Annotated in this window: 21 protein-coding genes; 16 read left to right on the forward strand and 5 right to left on the reverse strand. The window is 46.7% G+C overall.

The window, feature by feature from the left end:
* Positions 1 to 25 precede the first annotated feature (25 nt).
* From larB to CSHOW_RS01745, 4 genes are read right to left on the reverse strand one after another with little or no spacing between them, the layout of a single operon-like run.
* Entirely contained in the window at positions 26 to 772 is a 747-nt protein-coding gene (larB, locus tag CSHOW_RS01730; protein WP_002947425.1) for a nickel pincer cofactor biosynthesis protein LarB, read from the reverse strand.
* Positions 759 to 1,541 carry an ATP-dependent sacrificial sulfur transferase LarE gene (gene larE / locus CSHOW_RS01735; protein WP_002947426.1) on the reverse strand — a complete coding sequence of 261 codons (783 nt, stop codon included), beginning with the start codon at positions 1,539 to 1,541 and terminating at the stop codon, positions 759 to 761. Before larE ends, larB begins: the two co-directional genes overlap by 14 nt.
* Positions 1,513 to 2,757 (reverse strand): nickel pincer cofactor biosynthesis protein LarC, encoded by a 1,245-nt coding sequence (gene larC, locus CSHOW_RS01740; protein WP_002947427.1) that lies wholly within the window; start codon positions 2,755 to 2,757, stop codon positions 1,513 to 1,515. The genes larE and larC overlap by 29 nt, the downstream gene beginning before the upstream one ends.
* A 2-nt stretch (positions 2,758 to 2,759) precedes the next feature.
* Entirely contained in the window at positions 2,760 to 4,010 is a 1,251-nt protein-coding gene (locus CSHOW_RS01745) for a lactate racemase domain-containing protein (protein ID WP_002947429.1), read from the reverse strand.
* A 214-nt stretch (positions 4,011 to 4,224) separates the two neighbouring features.
* Between CSHOW_RS01745 and CSHOW_RS01750 the strand changes: the two genes are divergently transcribed.
* The gene (locus CSHOW_RS01750; protein WP_002947435.1) at positions 4,225 to 5,904 is read left to right on the forward strand and encodes an anaerobic C4-dicarboxylate transporter; all 1,680 of its coding nucleotides are present in this window, start codon (positions 4,225 to 4,227) and stop codon (positions 5,902 to 5,904) included.
* Between the two features lie 519 nt (positions 5,905 to 6,423).
* Here the strand turns inward: CSHOW_RS01750 and flhB are convergent.
* Positions 6,424 to 7,500, reverse strand: coding sequence for a flagellar biosynthesis protein FlhB (flhB, locus tag CSHOW_RS01755; RefSeq protein WP_002947441.1), 1,077 nt, complete (start codon positions 7,498 to 7,500; stop codon positions 6,424 to 6,426).
* A gap of 89 nt (positions 7,501 to 7,589) precedes the next feature.
* Here flhB and CSHOW_RS01760 point away from each other — a divergent pair, with 89 nt between their 5' ends.
* From CSHOW_RS01760 to atpG, 15 genes are all read left to right on the forward strand, one after another.
* The gene (locus CSHOW_RS01760; RefSeq protein WP_039895128.1) at positions 7,590 to 8,201 is read left to right on the forward strand and encodes a hypothetical protein; all 612 of its coding nucleotides are present in this window, start codon (positions 7,590 to 7,592) and stop codon (positions 8,199 to 8,201) included.
* Positions 8,146 to 9,144: a hypothetical protein gene (locus tag CSHOW_RS01765; protein ID WP_039895129.1), complete on the forward strand. Its 999-nt coding sequence runs from the start codon at positions 8,146 to 8,148 to the stop codon at positions 9,142 to 9,144. The genes CSHOW_RS01760 and CSHOW_RS01765 overlap by 56 nt, the downstream gene beginning before the upstream one ends.
* A gap of 100 nt (positions 9,145 to 9,244) precedes the next feature.
* On the forward strand, positions 9,245 to 9,559 hold the full coding sequence (gene rplU / locus CSHOW_RS01770) for a 50S ribosomal protein L21 (RefSeq protein WP_002947447.1): 315 nt from the start codon (positions 9,245 to 9,247) through the stop codon (positions 9,557 to 9,559).
* 11 nt (positions 9,560 to 9,570) lie between these two features.
* Positions 9,571 to 9,828: a 50S ribosomal protein L27 gene (gene rpmA / locus CSHOW_RS01775; RefSeq protein ID WP_002943616.1), complete on the forward strand. Its 258-nt coding sequence runs from the start codon at positions 9,571 to 9,573 to the stop codon at positions 9,826 to 9,828.
* 274 nt (positions 9,829 to 10,102) lie between these two features.
* Complete coding sequence (obgE, locus tag CSHOW_RS01780) at positions 10,103 to 11,158, forward strand: GTPase ObgE (protein ID WP_002947449.1); 1,056 nt, start codon at positions 10,103 to 10,105, stop codon at positions 11,156 to 11,158.
* Positions 11,159 to 11,285: 127 nt separating this feature from the next.
* Positions 11,286 to 11,627 (forward strand): EF-hand domain-containing protein, encoded by a 342-nt coding sequence (locus tag CSHOW_RS01785; RefSeq protein WP_002947450.1) that lies wholly within the window; start codon positions 11,286 to 11,288, stop codon positions 11,625 to 11,627.
* 114 nt (positions 11,628 to 11,741) lie between these two features.
* Positions 11,742 to 12,662, forward strand: coding sequence for a methionyl-tRNA formyltransferase (gene fmt, locus CSHOW_RS01790; RefSeq protein ID WP_002947451.1), 921 nt, complete (start codon positions 11,742 to 11,744; stop codon positions 12,660 to 12,662).
* Positions 12,663 to 12,753: 91 nt separating this feature from the next.
* A complete protein-coding gene (locus tag CSHOW_RS01795) occupies positions 12,754 to 13,389 on the forward strand; it encodes a biotin--[acetyl-CoA-carboxylase] ligase (protein ID WP_002947452.1) in 636 nt (211 codons plus the stop codon).
* A gap of 159 nt (positions 13,390 to 13,548) precedes the next feature.
* Positions 13,549 to 14,331, forward strand: a complete 783-nt coding sequence (locus CSHOW_RS01800; protein WP_002947459.1) for a ParA family protein — start codon at positions 13,549 to 13,551, stop codon at positions 14,329 to 14,331.
* A 3-nt stretch (positions 14,332 to 14,334) separates the two neighbouring features.
* The gene (locus tag CSHOW_RS01805) at positions 14,335 to 15,189 is read left to right on the forward strand and encodes a ParB/RepB/Spo0J family partition protein (RefSeq protein ID WP_002947464.1); all 855 of its coding nucleotides are present in this window, start codon (positions 14,335 to 14,337) and stop codon (positions 15,187 to 15,189) included.
* A 98-nt stretch (positions 15,190 to 15,287) separates the two neighbouring features.
* On the forward strand, positions 15,288 to 15,710 hold the full coding sequence (locus CSHOW_RS01810) for a F0F1 ATP synthase subunit B family protein (RefSeq protein WP_002947466.1): 423 nt from the start codon (positions 15,288 to 15,290) through the stop codon (positions 15,708 to 15,710).
* Between the two features lies 1 nt (position 15,711).
* Positions 15,712 to 16,209, forward strand: a complete 498-nt coding sequence (locus CSHOW_RS01815) for a F0F1 ATP synthase subunit B (protein WP_002947469.1) — start codon at positions 15,712 to 15,714, stop codon at positions 16,207 to 16,209.
* The gene (locus CSHOW_RS01820; protein ID WP_002947471.1) at positions 16,209 to 16,739 is read left to right on the forward strand and encodes a F0F1 ATP synthase subunit delta; all 531 of its coding nucleotides are present in this window, start codon (positions 16,209 to 16,211) and stop codon (positions 16,737 to 16,739) included. The genes CSHOW_RS01815 and CSHOW_RS01820 overlap by 1 nt, the downstream gene beginning before the upstream one ends.
* A gap of 12 nt (positions 16,740 to 16,751) precedes the next feature.
* Complete coding sequence (gene atpA / locus CSHOW_RS01825) at positions 16,752 to 18,269, forward strand: F0F1 ATP synthase subunit alpha (protein ID WP_002947472.1); 1,518 nt, start codon at positions 16,752 to 16,754, stop codon at positions 18,267 to 18,269.
* A gap of 9 nt (positions 18,270 to 18,278) precedes the next feature.
* Entirely contained in the window at positions 18,279 to 19,163 is an 885-nt protein-coding gene (gene atpG / locus CSHOW_RS01830) for an ATP synthase F1 subunit gamma (protein ID WP_002947474.1), read from the forward strand.
* Positions 19,164 to 19,170 lie beyond the last annotated feature (7 nt).

Raw genomic sequence — 19,170 nt, forward strand, 5'->3', positions numbered from 1 at the left:
AATTTGCCTCGCGCGTGGCGTAAATTCAGAGATGATTTATCAGGCTCGCGTTGTACGCGGCGCCGAAGCCGTTGTCGATATTTACGACGCTCACGCCGTTTGCGCAGCTGTTTAGCATCGCTAGCAGCGCCGCTAGCCCGCCAAAGCTCGCGCCGTATCCCACGCTGGTGGGCACCGCGATCACCGGCACCCTCACGAGGCCTGCCAGCACGCTAGCTAGTGCACCCTCCATGCCGGCTACTGCGATCACGACCTTTGCGCCGCGTATCTGCTCTAAATTTGCGATCAGCCTATGCAGTCCCGCCACGCCCGCATCGCTAAATTTGCGCGCGTCGTTACCTAGAAATCTCGCCGTTTCGTATGCCTCCTCTACTACCGCGCCATCTGCGGTGCCCGCGGAGACTATCGCGATGTAGCTTTGCGTGAGCGCGGGCTCTTTAAATTTGACGCTGATGACGCGGCCGCGAGCGTTAAACTCCGCCTGCGGCAAGATTTCGAGCACCCGCTTGAAAACCCGCTCGTTTGTGCGCGTGATCAGGATGTTTTGCCCTCTCGCGCCGATCGCACCAGCGATACGTAAAATTTCATCATCCGTCTTGCCCTCGCCGTAGATTACTTCGCCCGCGCCGTTTCGCAGGGCGCGCTGGGTGTCGATTTTGGCGCAGCCCACGTCCTCGTAGGGGTAGTTTTTCAGGTATTTTAGTGCCTCTTGCTCGTTCACTCGGCCGCTTTTTATCCCCGCAAAAAGCTCTAAAATTTCATCCTCTCTCATGCAAAACATCCTCTCTAAGCCCCTTTAGATCGAGCGTCACATCCGCAGCGCCGAGCATCACGAGCTGCCTAACGACGCTTTTAAATTTCGCGTCGTTTAGGAAGTCTCGCATGCTAGAAAAGGGCATTTGCAGCTTTATATTTTTGCGGTCGCACCGCGCGCGGACGTTTGCGTAACCGCTTACGATGAGTAGATTTTCCGCGGCTTCTATCAAATTTAGCTCGCTCTCATCGATCTCGCGCCCGTGCGGCAGGCGCGTTAGCAAGCACGCGTAGCCGGGCTTTTCGGCGGTTGGCAAGCCCAGCTCGCGAGATAGCTCGCGGATCTCGGATTTGGTTAAATTTATCAGCGGCGAGAGTACGCCTAGCTCCTCTTTTGCTTTGAGCCCGGGGCGGTGTTCGCCCAGATCGTCGCGGTTCGTGCCGTCTGCGACGCGGCTAAAGCCAAGCTCACGGGCGCGCTCGATCAGGCGCGAAAACACCGCCTTTTTGCACAGATAGCAGCGATTTTCGGGGTTATCTTTGATCTCCTCCGCGACGCCTAGCTCTAAAATTTCGTGCCTGATGCCGTAGATGCGGGCAAATTCCACGGCTTCGGCGATCTCGCGCGAGGACATATAGGGCGATCTGATTGTTATGCCGATCGCGCGCTCGCCCAGAGCGTCGTGCGCTGCGCGCAGCAACAGCGAGCTGTCCGCGCCGCCGCTAAATGCGACTGCTAGTTCGCCCAGCCCGCGCAGATCAGCCTTTAGTTTTTCTAGTTTCGTCATAGATCTTCACCGCCTCTTTTCGCACCCGCTCGATCGTCGTGCCGTGCGCGAGCGCCGCGGCCTTGCACTCGTCAAATTCTGGTTTTGCTTTTTGCATTTGGCCGTTGCCAGAAATTTTAAGCCTTATTTTGCCGTATTTAGTCTCTACTTCGCAAAACTCGCGCGCAAGCTCGGTTTTCCTCACGGCGCACTCTCTAACTCCGATCGCCGTCGTGTGCGCGAAAATAAGCCCTTTTATCCGTGCGGCGTCCTTCTTGCGGCACAGCGCGTTTAGCTCAAAACCCGCGCGTCCTTTTTTCATAAAAATAGACCTGCTAAACACGTCCAGCGCGCCGCTATCTCGCAAAATATCGCAGGCAAGCGCGAAGCTCTCGGCGTCCATATCGTCGATGTTGGTGGAGATTAAAATCTGCTCGCAAACCTCGCCGTAGCCGCTTTTCGCGCTTAAATTCGGCTCGCCGCTCGCGCCTAAATCCTCGCTCGTTTCGCAAAGCATTACGCGAAGCACGTTTGCAAAACCAGCGGCGTCCTTACCGCCCGCGCCGTAGCCGATCTTTTCTATTTTAAAGCTCGCGCTGTCTGCAAATTCGTCCGCGCAAGCCTTTAAAATCGCCGCTCCCGTGGGCGTAGTCATCTCAAAATTTGCGCGCCCGAGGCCTACAGGCACGCCTTTTAAAATTTCGCAAACGGCGGGTGCTGGCACGCTAAGCGCGCCGTGATCGCAGATCGCTACGCCGCCGCCAAGCTCGATTTTGGAGCTTAGTACGCGTGAGACGCCTAAATTTTCAAAAAGATATTCAAAACAGATCGCCGCGCCCGCTATATCGACGATAGAGTCTATCGCGCCAAGCTCGTGGAAATGCACCCGATCTATCTGCGTGCCGTGGACTTTGGCCTCGGCCTCGGCAACTGTGCGAAATATCGCGCCCGCTCTTTGTTTGCAGCTCTGGCTTAAATTTGAACTCTCTAAAATTTGCCTAATATCGGCGTAGCTTCGGGCGTGGGGCTGCGATTTTAGAGGCACGACGTCGATTTTTGTCGCGGCGATGCCGTTTTTTAGCACGTTTTTACGTTCCAAGCGAAATTCGCCGTCTAAATTTAACTTCTCAAGCTCGGCGCAAAGATAGTCAAAATCCACTCCGAGCCCCACCAGCGCGCCTAAATTCATATCGCCGCTAATGCCGCAGCTCGCGTCGTAATATAAAATTTTAGCCAAACTTACGCCTTAGGCACCGTCATCGAGCCAAACGGCAGGATGATGATTTTAGCGTCCGCACCCTTTTGCGTAAGCGCGTCGTCCACGGCCTTTTGGATGTCGTGGTATGGCTTTAGATGCACGGCGCGCATCTCCTCGTCGCTTAGATCACTCACCGCCCAAGTCTGCGCCCAGAGCGAGATTTCAGCCATCTTAGCGGCCTTGTGATAGCCGAGCTTAAAGCCCGCGCTGATCTTTTCTAGCACCTTTTTAGGCGTATCCGCGGAAGCCATCAGATCAAAAAACGGCTTTGGTCCGATGCCGGTGCGGCACTTTGCGACCATTATTAAAATTCCATCCTGTGCGAGTGCTAGTTTGCCGTTATCTAGGGCTTTTTGCGCCTGATAGAGATCGACGTCCATCGGATAGGGCGCGACCGAGATCACGATATCTGCCTTGCGCGGGATATTTACGCAAAAGACCTCGTCTGCCTTTTTCACGCAGTCGTAAAAGCTGTCGTTTAAATCGCCCGCGCTTGCGTAATACACGCCGTGCTCGCTATCAAGCACCGTCTGGATCGAAAAAACGTCGATGTGCGCGAGCACCTTCATTGCGTCGATCATATCCTCGTGCACGGGATTGCCCTCTAGGCGCAGTGCCTGAGCGTCGGCGCTAAGAGCTAGTTTATGGTTTTGCGTGATGCTCTCATAAGACGCCGTGCCCGGCAAAAAGGCCTTTCTGCCGCCCGTGTAGCCCGCGAAATAGTGCGGCTCGACCGAGCCTATGACGATCACCTTTTTCGCCTCTGCCACGGCTTTGTTTAGATACATCTGCGTGCCGTTTTTGCTCTCGCCTAAAAACACCATCTCATCGTGTTTGGAGTCGTGATCGTGAACTTCGCCTTTGGCGTTAAGCTCGGCGTAAATTTCTTTGCCGAAGATCATCTCGTACTCATCGAGCGTACCCTCTCTATGGCAGCCCGTAGCGATGATGAAAATTTTATTTTTCTCGCGGATTTTTGGGTAAATTTGCTTTAAAACTTTTGCCGTCGGCGTTGGACGAGTTCCGTCGTTTACGATGATGACGATCTTTTCATCGCCCGCGATAAACTCATCAAAGCTTTTTTGATTTATCGGATTTGCCAGAGCCTTTGCTATGAGCACCGTTTCGTCAAATTTGGCCACGGGGTTTGGATCGAAAACGCCGAGCAAATTTTTCTCGTTTATCTCTAAGCTTAGATGATCATCTTTGCCGTACGCGATAGGGATTTGCATATTTCCTCCTTAAGCAGATTTATTAATTTTTTGTCTTGGGATTATATATCAAATTTTCTTTTAAATGCATTTAGATCAATTAAATTTGACTAGCGGCCGCGTCAAATTTGGTTAAATATATGATTAATACTTACAAATGTATTTTTAATTTTTTTATTAGTATTTAATTTTAATATTTATATAATCGCGCCGTAATTTCCTAAAAGGAGAAAAAATGGAATTCCTAACCAGTTTGAGTGAAAGCACTCAGTTCACTCTCCAGCTAATCGTAGTGCTCGGATGTTTATTCTACGGCGCTAAAAAAGGCGGTATGGCGCTAGGCGTACTAGGCGGCATCGGTCTTGTTATCTTGGTATTTGCATTCGGTATGAAGCCGGGCAAACCCGCAGTAGACGTTATCCTCACGATCCTAGCCGTCGTCGTAGCAAGCTCCACGCTACAAGCCGCGGGCGGTCTTGACGTTATGCTTCAGATAGCGGAAAAAGCGCTAAGAAAAAATCCTAAATTCGTCTGTATCCTAGCCCCTCTTTGCGGCTGGATGCTAACGGTTCTATGCGGCACCGGACACACGGCTTATACGCTGCTACCGATCATTTACGACGTATCTATCAAAAGCGGCATCCGTCCGGAAAGACCGCTGGCTGCGACTACGATCTCGTCTCAGCTAGCTATCATCGCTAGCCCGGTTTCGGTTGCGGGCGTATCTATGGTCGCCGTTTTGCTAGGCACGGGCACCGTTCATATCGACGGCTTTACTAGCTACGTAGATCTACTAAAAGTCACTATCCCGTCAACCTTTATCGGTATGCTTATTATCGGTACTTACTCGATCTTTAGAGGTAAAGACCTAGATAAAGACCCTGATTTCCAAGAGAGGATCAAAGACCCTGAGCAAAGAAAATATATCTACGGCTCAGACGAATCTCACTCGCTAATCGGCGTAAAACTTCCTGCTAAACAGTGGAACGTGATGTGGATATTCCTAGCTACCATCGCTATCGTGGCGGTTCTAGGCTACTATAAACAGCTTCGCCCTAGCTGGACTAGCGACGTCCCGGGTAAATCTATCGAAATCGTAGTGGATAAAAAAGTAGTTAAAAACATCACCGTAAAAGACGGACAAGTAGTCTCTACCGTAGATAGTAGCAAAGTAGTCTCAAACGTAAAAGACAGTAAAGTAAAAGATGCTACTAAATTTATGAACGTAGAAGTTCTAGATAAAGACAAAAAAGTAACTCAAAGCTTCGTACTTCAAGACGGTAACGTCGTCATAACCAAAGAGGGTAAAACCGAAACCGTCGCAAACGCTAGTATCGTAGTAAAAGATACTATGAAAAAGACCGCACCTCTAGGCATGGTCGATACGATCCAAATTTTCATGCTACTGGCCGCGTCTATCATGATGATCTACTCAGGCATCAAGGCTGCTAAGATCGCTCAAAACGAAATCTTCCACAGCGGTATGGTTGCGCTAGTAGCGATCTACGGTATCAGCTGGATGGCCGATACGATGTTCCACTCTCACATCGAGATGCTAAAAGGCTCGCTAGGAGAGGTGATGAAGGCCTATCCGTGGATGTATATCGTCGTAGGTATGCTGATTTCTAAGTTCCTAAACTCTCAAGCAGCAGCTGCCGCGACATTCGTACCGCTTGCCGTTCAGATCGGCGTGGATCCAGGCATCATCGTCGCGTTTGCTACGGCTTGCTACGGATACTTTATCCTTCCAACATATCCAAGCGACCTTGCCGCGATCCAGTTTGACCGCTCAGGTACGACTAAGATCGGCAAATACGTCATCAACCACAGCTTTATCATCCCGGGCCTTATCGGCGTGTTTAGTTCGTGCGCAGTGGGTTGGGTGTTGGCTAATCTTTACGGATTTATTAAATAATCTTGCTTTTAGACAAGCTGCTTTTGCGGCTTGTCTTTTCCCTTTATACTTCGTTGGATTTAAATTTTACTCGATCACTACCGACAAGGCAGCTCCCGTCGTAAAATTTAGATCCGCCTTGCCTAGAACAAAAATACTTCGCCTTATCGTTTTGTGCTCAAATTTGATATTAAATTTGCAAATTTGAGTCGCCGAGACCCACGCCTTGAAAATGTAAATTTAAACTTGCGCCGCTTTGCACTAGCAAAGCTATGTCGCCACCTCTCACGTGCAGTGGGGTTGGTAGGGGTTTGGGGGCGGAAGGGGCGACGCTTCGTAAGTAGAAACCCCTTCCGCCTCCCAAGAAAAAGAAAAACTAAAAAAATTTTAGAGAATCTTAAATTTGACAAAACCAAATTTTGGCATTTTTGCGGTACAGGTCTCGGCAGGTAAAATTTGCAAATTTATCCAAATTTGAGCGACGCAAATTTGACTCCGAATTTGGCTTCAAATTTACAGCTAAAAAGCCAAATTTAAATTTCACTTCAATCTATCGCCGAATTTTTGTTTGTCGCTCATGTAGACGAAGCTTAGCACCTCGGCGACGGCGCGAAAGAGCTCTGCAGGTATCATATCGTTTACCTCGCACATCTTGTACAGCTCGCGCGCTAGCGGCGGATTTTCAACGATTTTGACGTTATTTTGCACTCCGATTTGCTTGATGCGAAGCGCTAGAAAATCCACGCCCTTAGCGAGGATCACGGGCGCTTTTTCCTTTGTTTTATCGTAGCGAAGCGCGACGGCGTAGTGAGTCGGGTTTGTGATGATGACGTCTGCTTGCGGGATATTTTGCATCATTCTGTTGCGCGCGGCTCGCATTTGTAGCTGGCGGATGCGGCCTTTTACCTGCGGGTCGCCCTCCATTTGTTTGTATTCGTCCTTGATTTCTTGCTTGCTCATTCTTAGGTCGCGAAAATACTGAAAACGCACGATCAGCACGTCAAGAAGCCCGATGATAAACATCACGATTAGCATCACGGCGGCTAAAATCAGCATCTTTTCTTTTAGCCACGCTAGCTGCGCCGCCATCGAGAAAAACAGCGTATGCGGCAGCTCTTTGATAAAGCTTAAAAACATCAAAAATCCGACCGTAAAAACCGCCGTGACCTTGAGTACCATTTTGATGCCGTCTATCAGTTTTTTAAGAGAAAAGAGATTTTTGAGCCCTTTTATCGGGTTGATTTTGTTTAAATTTGGCTCCAAAGGTTTAGTTGTAAATATAAATCCAAACTGCATGAGGTTGGCGACGACGCCCGCGATCGCGATGCAAACGGCGATAGGTAGGATGATGAGCAGCGTGCGAAATATCGTCGTGATCGCGACGCTAAAGAGCAGCTTGCGCGTAAACTCCTGGCCGATTAGACTCTGATAGTAGTTGTATAGCGTGAAAAACTGATCGCCGATGAAGCCAAGAAGCGCCACTACGACAAAGATCGCGACCGCGAGCGTGACGAAGCCCGCGAGGTCTTGGCTTTTGGGGACGTTGCCGTCCTTGCGCGCGTCTTCAATCTTTTTGGAGGTGGGTTCTTCGGTTTTTTCTTGGTCTTCGCCTGCCATCTCTATCCTGAATTTGCTTAAATTTGGGCGATTATATCTAAAACGAGGTTAAATTTTACGCTACAATTGCCTAAATTTAAAGGATAAAAATGCAAAAGCTTGACGATCACGTAAGCGAGTGGTTTTGGCGGATGAGGGTGCGTAACGAGGTTGCCGCGGATCACTTTAAAAGCCGTAAAATCCCCTACGACGAGTCAAATTTGATAGAGGTTCTGCAAAGCTCGCAGGATAAATTTGACCTCCTTTGGGCCGCCGTCGCCCTGCGCGAGCTAGGCACGGTGCGTGCGATACCTGCTCTAAAAGGCGCCGTCAAATTTAAAAGCCTAGACGTACAAGGTAACGCGGCTTTAACTACCGCGTTTTTAGCGGACGGCGGCGAGAACGGCTTTTTAGCGAGTTTGCTTTCTAGCAAAGAGTACCGCGCTAAATTTTACGCGATGACGGGAATTTTATATAAAGAAGACACGGCGCACTCGGCCTTGCCTTTAGTTTTGGAGTATTCGGCTAAGGCGACCAAAGGCGGCAAGGCGCTTGCTAAAACGCCGTGCGAAGGGCTAGACTGGCTATATTTGGCCAGATACGGTGCGCATCTGCCGCAGGCGCAAGAAGTTTTTGATAAAATAAATAAAAATAGGAAGTATGTAGATGAAACTGTTTTCACAAGACTCGCAGGAGAATTTCCGCAAATTTTCACAATCTAAAAAACCGCAAAAAAGCGAAACCGAGCTGCTTTTGGACGAGTGCGGCGAAGTTTTAGCTAAGCCAAAAAAGAAAAATTTGAGCGAGCGCGAGTTTTTGTGCGAGCTGATAAAACTGATGGCTTTTTCGATACCGCAAATTCCTTATGAAGTTTGGCTCGAAAAATGTATAGAAAGCGGCGATGTGGAGGCTCTAAACGATCTAGTTTTTCAGTACGCCAGAAACGAGCTGCTACCGGGCTGCGAGGGCGGATATGATCAGTGCGAGAGGCTGATACACTCGTTTCTCGCGCTGGCGTGCGGCGACATGGATGGCGTGAAAAACGTACTTACGCACTCTATGCCGCCCAGCACGAACGGTTATAGATTTTTGTGCGTGATGAGCGATCTGGTTTCGGCGCTGCTATGGGATGATAAAAAATCGCTCGAGCCCGCACTGAAAAAAGCGCGCAGATTTGCAGACTCCAAAAAGCCGATAAACGAAAGAGAAGCGGTAAAATTCATCCTTGCCTTGCACGAAAAAGACGCGGCCGCGATGAGCGAGAGTTTGAGTAATTTTTGCGTAAAAGTCGCTAGAACCGCCGCGCCGCAATTTGAAAAGAGGATTAGTTTTTTCGCGCACGGACTTTACGCCTTGGCGCACTACCTCTTACTTTTTGAGATTTTTGAGTGTATTTGCTTGCCAAAAGCTAAAAATTTTAGCGAAATTTACGCAAAAAGGCTTTTGGACGGCAAACCGGCGCAGCCAAAATTATACTTTAGTTTTCCACCTGAATTTGACGTTTTTAATCAAATTTTAAACGCGCCGCCGGCTAAAACCGTACTTTATCAGCCTTTTGACGGGCCTTCGCCGAGCGATCAAATACGCTTCCTAGATCACGACGCGATGGTCGAAAATTTAGCGGATGAAATTTTAAAAGCTAGGACATTAAACCAAAATTTATAAATTTTTGGGTATCATCCGTCTCTTACAACCAACAAAGCTCCTCAAGTCTTTTGAAATCCAAAAGCGCTTTTTGGTCTTACCAAATTTAGAAAGGTAGAGTATGTCAAAATACGCTATATTTAAGCACGGCGGCAAGCAGTATCGCGTCAGCGAAGGCGAATATCTTAAGCTTGACCATTTCAGTGCTGAAGCAAAATCATCAGTCGAGATTACGGACGTTTTGTGCGTAAACGACGGTGAAGTAAAGGTAGGCGCGCCGTTCGTAAAGGGTGCGAAAGTCGTTCTTGAAGTCGTAAACGAGGGCAAGGATAAAAAAGTCGTTATTTACAAAAAACGCAGACGCAAAGACTCAAAACTAAAACGCGGTTTTAGAAGACAGTTCACACGCGTAAAAGTCGTAAGTATCGCAGCTTAAGGAGATAAGAAATGGCACACAAAAAAGGTCAAGGCTCAACCCAGAATAACCGAGATAGTATCGGACGACGCTTAGGCGTTAAAAAATTCGGCGGCGAATTCGTTCGCGCGGGCAACATCATCATCCGCCAGCGCGGTACCGCTACTCACGCGGGCAGTAACGTCGGTCTAGGCAAAGATCACACGATTTTCGCTCTAATCGACGGTTTCGTTAAATTCGAAAGACTAGATAAAAATAGAAAAAAAGTTTCAGTTTATCCTGCTGCGTAATCCTTGGGGCGAAAGCCCCTTTTTTCTTTTAAAACCACCCAAATTTTTAAAATCTAAAAAGCTTTTACCTAAATAAATAATCGTTACGTTATTTGTCAATTTTTAAAATTTGACCCAAACTGCTTAAATTTATATTGTACTAATAATGGCGCTTGGCAAATCCTTTGAACTTTTCGGCAAATCAAATTTTAATCAATAAACCGATATAATCCGAAAATTTCGCAAAATAACAAACTAAAAATAATAGAATAAAATTTAAAAACTAAGGCAAAAAATGTTTATAGATAGCGTAAATTTAACTCTAAGCTCGGGTCACGGCGGAGCTGGCTCAGTGAGCTTTCGCCGCGAAAAACACGTGATTTTAGGCGGACCGGACGGCGGCGACGGCGGCGACGGCGGGGATGTGTATTTCGTCGCCGATAACAACACTCACACGCTGGCGGTGTATAAAGGCAAAAAGGCCATGCATGCGCAAAACGGCGAGGCTGGGATGGGGCGCAGGATGCACGGCAAAAGAGGCGAGCATCTCGAGCTCATCGTGCCTCCCGGCACCGCAGTGCTAGACGCCGAGACGGGCGAGCTGCTCTGCGACTTAACTAGCGAGGGGCAGCGCGAGCTATTTTTAAAAGGCGGCAAAGGCGGGCTTGGCAACGTACACTTTAAAAGCTCGATCAACCAAGCCCCAGAATACGCACAAAAAGGTCTCGAAGGCGAAACGCGTGAGGTGCGGCTGGAGCTAAAACTCATCGCCGACGTGGGGCTAGTGGGCTTTCCAAACGTCGGTAAAAGCACGCTTATCTCGACCGTCTCAAATGCCAAGCCTCAGATCGCAAACTACGAATTTACCACTCTCACGCCAAAGCTCGGCCTCGTCGAGGTGGACGAATACAGCGGCTTTGTCATGGCCGATATTCCGGGCATTATCGAGGGCGCAAGCGAGGGGCGCGGTCTTGGCGTGCAGTTTTTAAGGCACGTCGAACGCACGAAAATTTTGCTTTTTATGCTTGATCTTGCGAACTACCGCAGCCTCGAGGAGCAGTTTGACGCGCTGCGGGCCGAGACGGCGAAATTTTCGGGAGAGCTTACAAAAAGAGACTACGCGATCGCTCTAACTCGCGCTGATGCGGCTGAAAATTTGCAGGAAAAATTTGACGCGTTTTTGGCGCATTTGAGGCTTTCGGGTACGGCGGGCGAGATGAAATTTAAACAAGATATTTATGAGTTTGACGCCGCTAAGCCGTTTTTTGTTATGCCGATATCCTCGGCGACGGGACAAAATATAAACGAGCTAAAATTCAACCTGCTTGAGCTGCTTAAAAAGGAGCTGTAGGCTGCGCTAAAAGCCGCGCCGTAGAGGGGTTTTAACGAACGTAGGCCTTAAGGCGCTCACATACGCGGTTAAATTTTATTTTTATCGCTCGCAAACGCCGCAAAAAGATAAAATTTAAGAAGGCGAAATGAATAAAATTTTTATACTTGCGCTGTTATGTTTCGGCGCATACGGTTGCGATCCCGCCGATCCGGTGCCGAATTCTATGGACTTTAACGACAAGGATCACGACGGCGCACTGAGCTTGCAGGAGTGGACGGCGAGCGAGGTGCCGTCTGGGCTGAGAGTAGAGTTAAATCTACGCTCAGGCTCGGAATTTAATAGGCTCGATGCTAATCGTGACGGCAAGATTAGCCTTGATGAGCTGGGGGCAAAACCGTCTGCAAAGATTTATTGGTCCGAAGATCCGTGCGCTTTTTGGCCTTGGTCGGACGGATCCGAGGATAAAAATCAATCCGCCGTTAAATAAGGCGCACGAGCGTGAACCCGTGTTTGCACTGCGGTATGCGTAAAATTTATTGCGAGCACGATTGCGCCCGTATGATCGCTCGCGCCCTGATTTGGCTAAATTTAAAGGAAAAGAATGAATATAGTTTTTATGGGAACGCCCGAGTATGCGGCTAAAATTTTGTGCGCGCTTACGGTGGCGAAATTTGAGATCGCGGCTGTCTTCACGCAGCCTGATAAGCCTGTGGGCAGGAAGCAAATTTTAACGCCTAGCGAGGTTAAAGTTTATGCGCAAAAGCATCTGCCTGCCGTGCCGATCTTTCAGCCCGCAACACTCAAAGACGAGGCGGTCGCTGCGCAAATAAAAGAGCTAAAGCCTGATTTCATCGTGGTTGCCGCATACGGTAAAATTTTGCCGCAAAGCGTGCTTGATATCGCGCCTTGCATAAACCTGCACGCTTCGATCCTGCCTAAATATCGCGGCGCGAGCCCTATTCAAAGCGCGATCTTGGCGGGCGAGAAGCAGACCGGCGTGACGGCGATGCTGATGGATGCGGGGCTTGACACAGGCGATATGCTTGATTTTGCCTACACGCCTTGCGAGGATAAAACGGCGGCGCAGCTGTTTGACGAGCTCGGGGATTTGGCGGGTGAGCTTATCGTGCGAGTGCTACAAAATTTTGCAAACTTAAAGCCGCTAAAGCAGGACGGCACGCAGGCCACGCACTGCAAAAAGATAAGCAAATCCGACGGGCTTTTTGGCTTTGAGCAGAGCGCGGAGCAAATTTATAATAAATTTCGCGCGCTAACGCCCTGGCCGGGGATTTATCTAGCTAGCGGGTTAAAAATTTTGGATTTAGAAATTCTGCGCGAATCCTGTGGGCGTAAATTTCAGCGCACAGGCGAAATTCTGCACGTTGATAAGCTCGGCTTTTGCGTTTCTTGCGGCGAGGGTGCGGTCAAGATCATAAAGGTGCAAGAGCCGGGCAAAAGGCCCGTGGAGGCTAGCGCGTATCTAAACGGCAAGCGCCTTGGCATCGGCGATATAGTGTCGTAAATTTAAATCGAGCGAAGCTTGTTGCGTAAATCTAATGATACGAATGCGCTCGCAATGTAAAATTAATAAGCAAATTTAAAAGGAATAAAATTTGAGAATAGAGTTCGCAGATAGCGTCCCCTCTACGCAAAAAGTTTTGGTCGAAGGGCTGCGAAACGGCGAAATACAGCCGCCTTTTGCGCTCGTGGCAAAGGAGCAGACGCAAGGTATCGGCAGCAGAAACAACACTTGGAGCGGGCTAGAAGGCAATCTGTTTTTTTCATTTTGCATGAGCGAAACGGCGCTGCCAGGTGATCTAAAGGGCGAGTCGGCGTCGATTTACTTTTCGATGATAATGCGCGAAGTACTTGCGGCTCGCGGCTCGAAAATTTGGCTAAAATGGCCGAATGATTTTTATGTTGGCGACAAAAAAATCGGCGGAACTTTGACGACGAGGGTTGGCGAAATTTACGTTTGCGGCATGGGTATAAATCTAAAAAACGCGCCCGAAAACGCCGGAATTTTAGATATAGATGTTAGCCCTAGTGCCGCGGTCGGAGAGTTTTGCAAGAGGCTGCAAACGGCTCCGTCTTGGGCGGAAATTTTTAAAAAATTTGAGAGCGAATTTGAAAAATCAAGAGAATTTGTCACGCACTTTGAGGGCGAAGAAATGTCGCTCAAAGACGCAAAACTCCTATCTGACGGCTCTTTGGATATAGGTGGGCGAAGGGTTTTTTCGCTCAGATAAATTTGCTTAAATTTGACGTGAAATTTAATATTTTTATGAAATATCGGCGGGGACGATCCGCGAAATTCTTTCAGAAATTTTAAAGCTGAAACTAAACTTGGACAAAGTAAGTTTTTTGTAAAATTAATCAATTAAAAAAACAAAATTTGGAAAATTCTCATGTGTGAAATTATAACCATTGCAAACCAGAAAGGCGGCGTCGGAAAGACGACTACGGCGGTAAATTTGGCCGCATCGCTGGCGGTGGCCGAAAAAAAAGTCCTACTCATCGACATCGATCCGCAAGCAAATGCGACGACTGGAATGGGCTTTAGCAGAAACGACTATGAGTACAACATCTACCATGTGCTCACGGGTCGCAAAAAGCTCTCGCAAATAGTGCTAAAAACCGAGATACCGACGCTTTTTCTAGCACCTTCAAACATCGGTCTCGTGGGTATAGAGCAAGAACTAAGCGAACAAAACAAAGACTATCAAAAGATACTAAAAAGCAAGATCGAAGAGGTCGAGGGGCAGTATGATTTTATCATCATTGACAGTCCTCCGGCGCTAGGCAGTATCACCGTAAACGCACTAAGTGCTAGCGATAGCGTGATAATCCCTATACAGTGCGAATTTTACGCATTAGAGGGGCTTGCACAAATTTTAAATACGGTAAAAATCATCAAAAAAACCATAAATCCAAAGCTAAATATTAAAGGATTTTTACCGACTATGTACAGTTCGCAAAATAACCTCGCCAAGGAAACGGTAGCAAATTTAAAGCAGCATTTTGAAAATAAACTGTTTAAAAACAAGGATATGGGCGATGAGTTCGTGATAGTACCGCGAAACGTAAAGCTTGCCGAAAGCCCGAGCTTCGGTAAGCCGGTGATTTTATACGACATAAAATCACCCGGCTCGGTAGCGTATCAAAATTTGGCATGCTGTATTTTAGGATAACGAATGGCTAAAAAAGGCGGATTAGGGCGTGGACTAGAAGCGATTTTGGGTGATGTAGAGCTAGCGTATAAAGCCGAAATAAACGAAGGTAACAGCGAAATAATAAAAGAAATAGACCTTGAGTTGATTACCGAAAACCCGTATCAACCGCGTAAAAATTTCGACGAAACGGCACTAAGAGAGCTTAGTGAAAGTATAAAAAGACACGGTCTTATCCAGCCGATCATCGTTATAGAAAAAGACAGCGGATATATGCTGATAGCAGGCGAGAGGAGATTTCGCGCGACTAAACTGCTTGGCGAAAGCAAGATAAAGGCAATAGTTGCCGACATCGAGAGCCAAAGTCTGCGCGAGCTAGCGCTCATAGAAAATATCCAAAGAGAGGACCTAAATCCGATCGAGCTTGCAAATTCTTATAAAGAGCTCATAGACGAATATAAAATCACGCAGGACGGACTCGCAAACATCATCCACAAAAGCAGGGTTCAGATAACAAATACTATGAGGCTTTTGAGCCTTAGCGCCGTGACGCAAGAATATATAAAAGAAGGCAAACTAACGCAAGGGCACGCTAAAGTCATCGTAGGCCTTGAGCCAAACGACGAAAAAACGGCGGTCGATACCATCATCGGACAGCGCCTTAGCGTGCGCGAGACGGAAAATTTGGTAAAAAATTTAAAAAATAAATTGCCGCCTAAAACAGCACTTAAGTTAGATGATAGATATCTTGAAAGACTAACAAATTTAAAAGAGATTTTTTCTAAATTTGACGTACCGGTTAAGATAAAAGGCAAAAAAATCACTATCGAATTTGATGATATAGCTGATATCGATAGGCTAATAAACAAGATAAAATAAAAATATTTATTTAAATTTAGCTTGTTTTATCCTTTTTTTTTGTAAAATAAGCACGGTTTTATTATGCTTAAGAAAATATTAAACTTTAAGGAGATTTGATGTTGGAAATTAATTTGCCGCTAGTCGTCCTAACGGCAGTTATTTTTCTAGGGCTTATCGCCGTTTTAAATTCCATCCTTTACAAGCCTCTACTTAAATTTATAGACGCTAGAAACGATGCGATAAAAAATGACGAAGAGAGCGCTAGTAAAAATACGAGCGATCTTGGCGTGTATGAAGCGCAGATAGAACAGCTCATAGCTGCCGCAAGAAGCGAGGCCGGCAAGATCAAGCAGGAGGCTATCAACGCCGCAAAAGACGCGGCCGCTAAGATAGTCAGCGAAAAGCGCGGAGTTTTGGAGGCTGATTACGATGCTTTTATCCAAAATTTAAACTCTCAAAAGAGCGATTTTAGAGCTAATTTACAGCAAAAACTGCCTGAACTTCAAGCTGCTTTAAAAGCAAAACTCGCAAGGATTTAATATGAAAAGCAAAATTTTACTTTTATTATGTCCTTTTATTTTAATGGCGGACGGCGGATACGACATCGTGCCTAGGACGATAAACTTTATCGTTTTTGCCGCGATTTTGTATTATTTTATAGCGAACCCTATCAAAAATGCCTACAAAGGAAGAATCGCCGGTATCGCGGCGAGACTTGATAATATCGAGCAAAAGCTAAAGGACTCAAAAGCCAAAAAAGACGACGCTCTAAGGCGCGTAGAAGAGGCTAAAGCAAATGCGGCTAGCCTAGTAGAAACGGCTAGAAAAGAGGCTGTTTTGATTTCTGAGCGTATCAAAGAAGAAACCAGACAAGAGGTCGCAAATTTAGAAAAAAGTTTCCAGGATCAAAAAGAATTTGAAAAAAGACGCATGGTTAAGTCTGTTGTGGGCGAAATTTTAAATGAAATTTTTGCAAGCGACAGCGTGAAAATGGATCAAAGCGAGCTTATCAATATCATGCTTAAGAGGGTTGGCTAATGAAAGAACTTATTGCAAAAAAATACGTAAAAGCCCTAGTTAGCGACCTTAGCAAGGATGGGTTTAATAACTTTACCGCCAAGCTACAAGAGATCGCAAACGCATTTGCAAACGAAAAATTTCAAAACATCATCGTTTCACCAAATTTAAAAAATAGCCAAAAAGCGGATTTTGTTCTATCTTTAGTCGGTGAGGCGGATCAAAAATTTGTAAATTTCATAAAACTGCTCGGCGAAAATAAAAGGCTTGATATTTTGCCTAATATCGTTTCGGAGCTTTTAGCGCAAAAGTCAAAAATGGATAATGTTTTTTACGGCAAAATTTACGGCGGCTCGCAGATCAGCCAGGCTCAAATTTCAGAGCTTGAAAGCAGCTTTTCTAAGAGATTTAACGCAAAAATCATTTTAGAGCCGGTAAAAAGCGACTACAACGGTATCAAGATCGAACTAGACGACTTGGGCGTGGAGGCTAGCTTTTCGGTAGATAGGCTAAAAGCCCAAATGAGCGAATACATATTAAAAGCAATATAAAGGAGAAAAAGCGTGAGTGCAAAAATAAAAGCAGATGAAATCAGCGCCATCATCAAGGAGAGGATTGAAAATTTCAGCCTTAACGTCGATGTAAACGAGACGGGCAAGGTTATATCCGTAGCTGACGGCGTTGCTAACGTTTACGGCCTAAAAAACGTTATGGCCGGCGAGATGGTCGAGTTTGAGAACGGCGAAAAAGGCATGGCTCTAAACCTAGAAGAAAGTAGCGTCGGTATCGTTATCTTGGGTAAAACGGACGGTATCAAAGAGGGTTCGAGCGTAAAACGCCTAGCTAAACTTTTACGCGTCCCTGTCGGTGATGCTTTGATAGGCCGCGTCGTAAATTCACTCGGCGAGCCGATAGACGCTAAAGGCCCGATCGAAGCTAGCGAGACTAGATTCGTCGAGGAAAAAGCAAAAGGTATCATGGCTAGAAAGAGCGTTCACGAGCCGCTTCAAACAGGCATCAAGGCTATCGACGCGCTAGTACCGATCGGTCGCGGACAACGCGAGCTCATCATCGGCGACCGCCAAACCGGTAAAACTACCGTCGCGATAGATACTATCATCAACCAAAAAGGTCAAGACGTTATTTGTATCTATGTCGCGATCGGACAAAAACAATCAACAGTCGCGCAAGTTGTTAAAAAACTCGAAGAGTACGGCGCTATGGAATATACCATTGTCGTAAATGCAGGCGCTTCCGACGCTGCTGCGCTTCAGTACCTAGCTCCTTATGCGGGCGTAACTATGGGCGAATATTTTAGAGATAATTCTCGCCATGCCCTAATCATCTATGACGATCTTTCAAAGCATGCCGTCGCATACCGCGAAATGAGCTTGATTCTTCGCAGACCGCCGGGCCGCGAAGCTTATCCAGGCGACGTTTTCTACCTACACTCCCGCTTGTTAGAGCGCGCATCTAAGCTAAACGATAAGCTAGGAGCGGGTTCTCTAACAGCTCTTCCTATTATCGAGACGCAAGCTGGCGACGTTTCGGCGTATATTCCGACAAACGTTATTTCTATCACCGACGGTCAAATTTTCCTTGAATCCGATCTATTTAACTCAGGTATCCGCCCTGCGATCAACGTCGGCCTTTCGGTTTCTCGCGTCGGCGGCGCAGCTCAGATAAAAGCAACCAAGCAAGTTTCTGGAACATTAAGACTTGACCTTGCGCAATACCGCGAACTTCAAGCATTTGCACAATTTGCTAGTGACCTTGACGAGAGTTCTAGAAAACAGCTTGAGCGCGGTCAAAGGATGGTCGAGGTATTAAAGCAGCCTCCTTATAGCCCGCTAGCCGTTGAAAAGCAAGTCGTTATTATCTTTGCCGGCACAAAAGGCTACCTGGATGATATCCCGACTATAGCGGTTACAAAATTTGAAGCTGAGCTTTATCCTTATATAGAGGCGAAGTATCCTGAAATTTTCGAGCAAATTCGAACCAAAAAAGCACTTGACAAAGAAATTGAGGAGCTTTTGCATAAGGCGCTAAAAGACTTTAAAGCGACGTTTGCCGCTAACTAAGGCTAAAATATGTCAAATTTAAAAGATATAAAACGAAAGATCAAGAGCGTCCAAAACACTCAAAAGACGACGCGTGCGATGAAGCTGGTATCTACAGCCAAACTTCGCAAGGCTGAGGAAGCTGCTCGTCACTCTAGGGTTTATGCGCTCAAGATCAACGAAGTTTTATCTGAAATCGCCTATAAGATCAACCAATATCGCTCCGTAAATGCCGAGAGCAAATTTTTCGACGCTAAGGAGAATATCGAGAAGGTCGATATTATATTTGTTACCGCAGACAAGGGACTTTGTGGCGGTTTTAATATTCAGACTATTAAAACCGTTAGAAATATGATTAACGAATTTAAGGCGAAAAAAGTAAAGATAAGACTTCGCGCAGTAGGTAAAAAAGGTATAGAATTTTTTAGCTTCCAGGGTATAAATTTGCTTGAAAAATACGTCGGCGTGAGCTCATCTCCGACTTATGAGAAAGCTCAAAATATCATAAAAGACGCGATAGACGACTTTATAAGCGGTGCGACGGATAAGGTTATTTTGGTGCATAACGGCTACAATAACATGATCTCTCAACAAATTCGTATAAACGATATCGTGCCGGTCGAGCCGCCGAAACTCGTTGAGGTTGAGACGAATTCTTTGATGGAATTTGAACCAAGCGATGACGGTAAAATTTTAAACGAACTACTTACGAAGTATTTTGAGTATAGTATGTATTACGCTTTAGTTGATAGCCTTGCGGCAGAGCACAGCGCTAGAATGCAAGCGATGGATAATGCGACCAACAACGCCAAAGAGCGCGTCGCACAGCTAAAACTATCGTATAACAAGGCTCGCCAAGAGTCTATCACCACTGAGCTTATCGAGATCATCAGTGGCGTCGAATCAATGAAATAATTAAGGA

The organism is Campylobacter showae (genome assembly GCF_004803815.1).
Lineage (GTDB): Bacteria > Campylobacterota > Campylobacteria > Campylobacterales > Campylobacteraceae > Campylobacter_A > Campylobacter_A showae.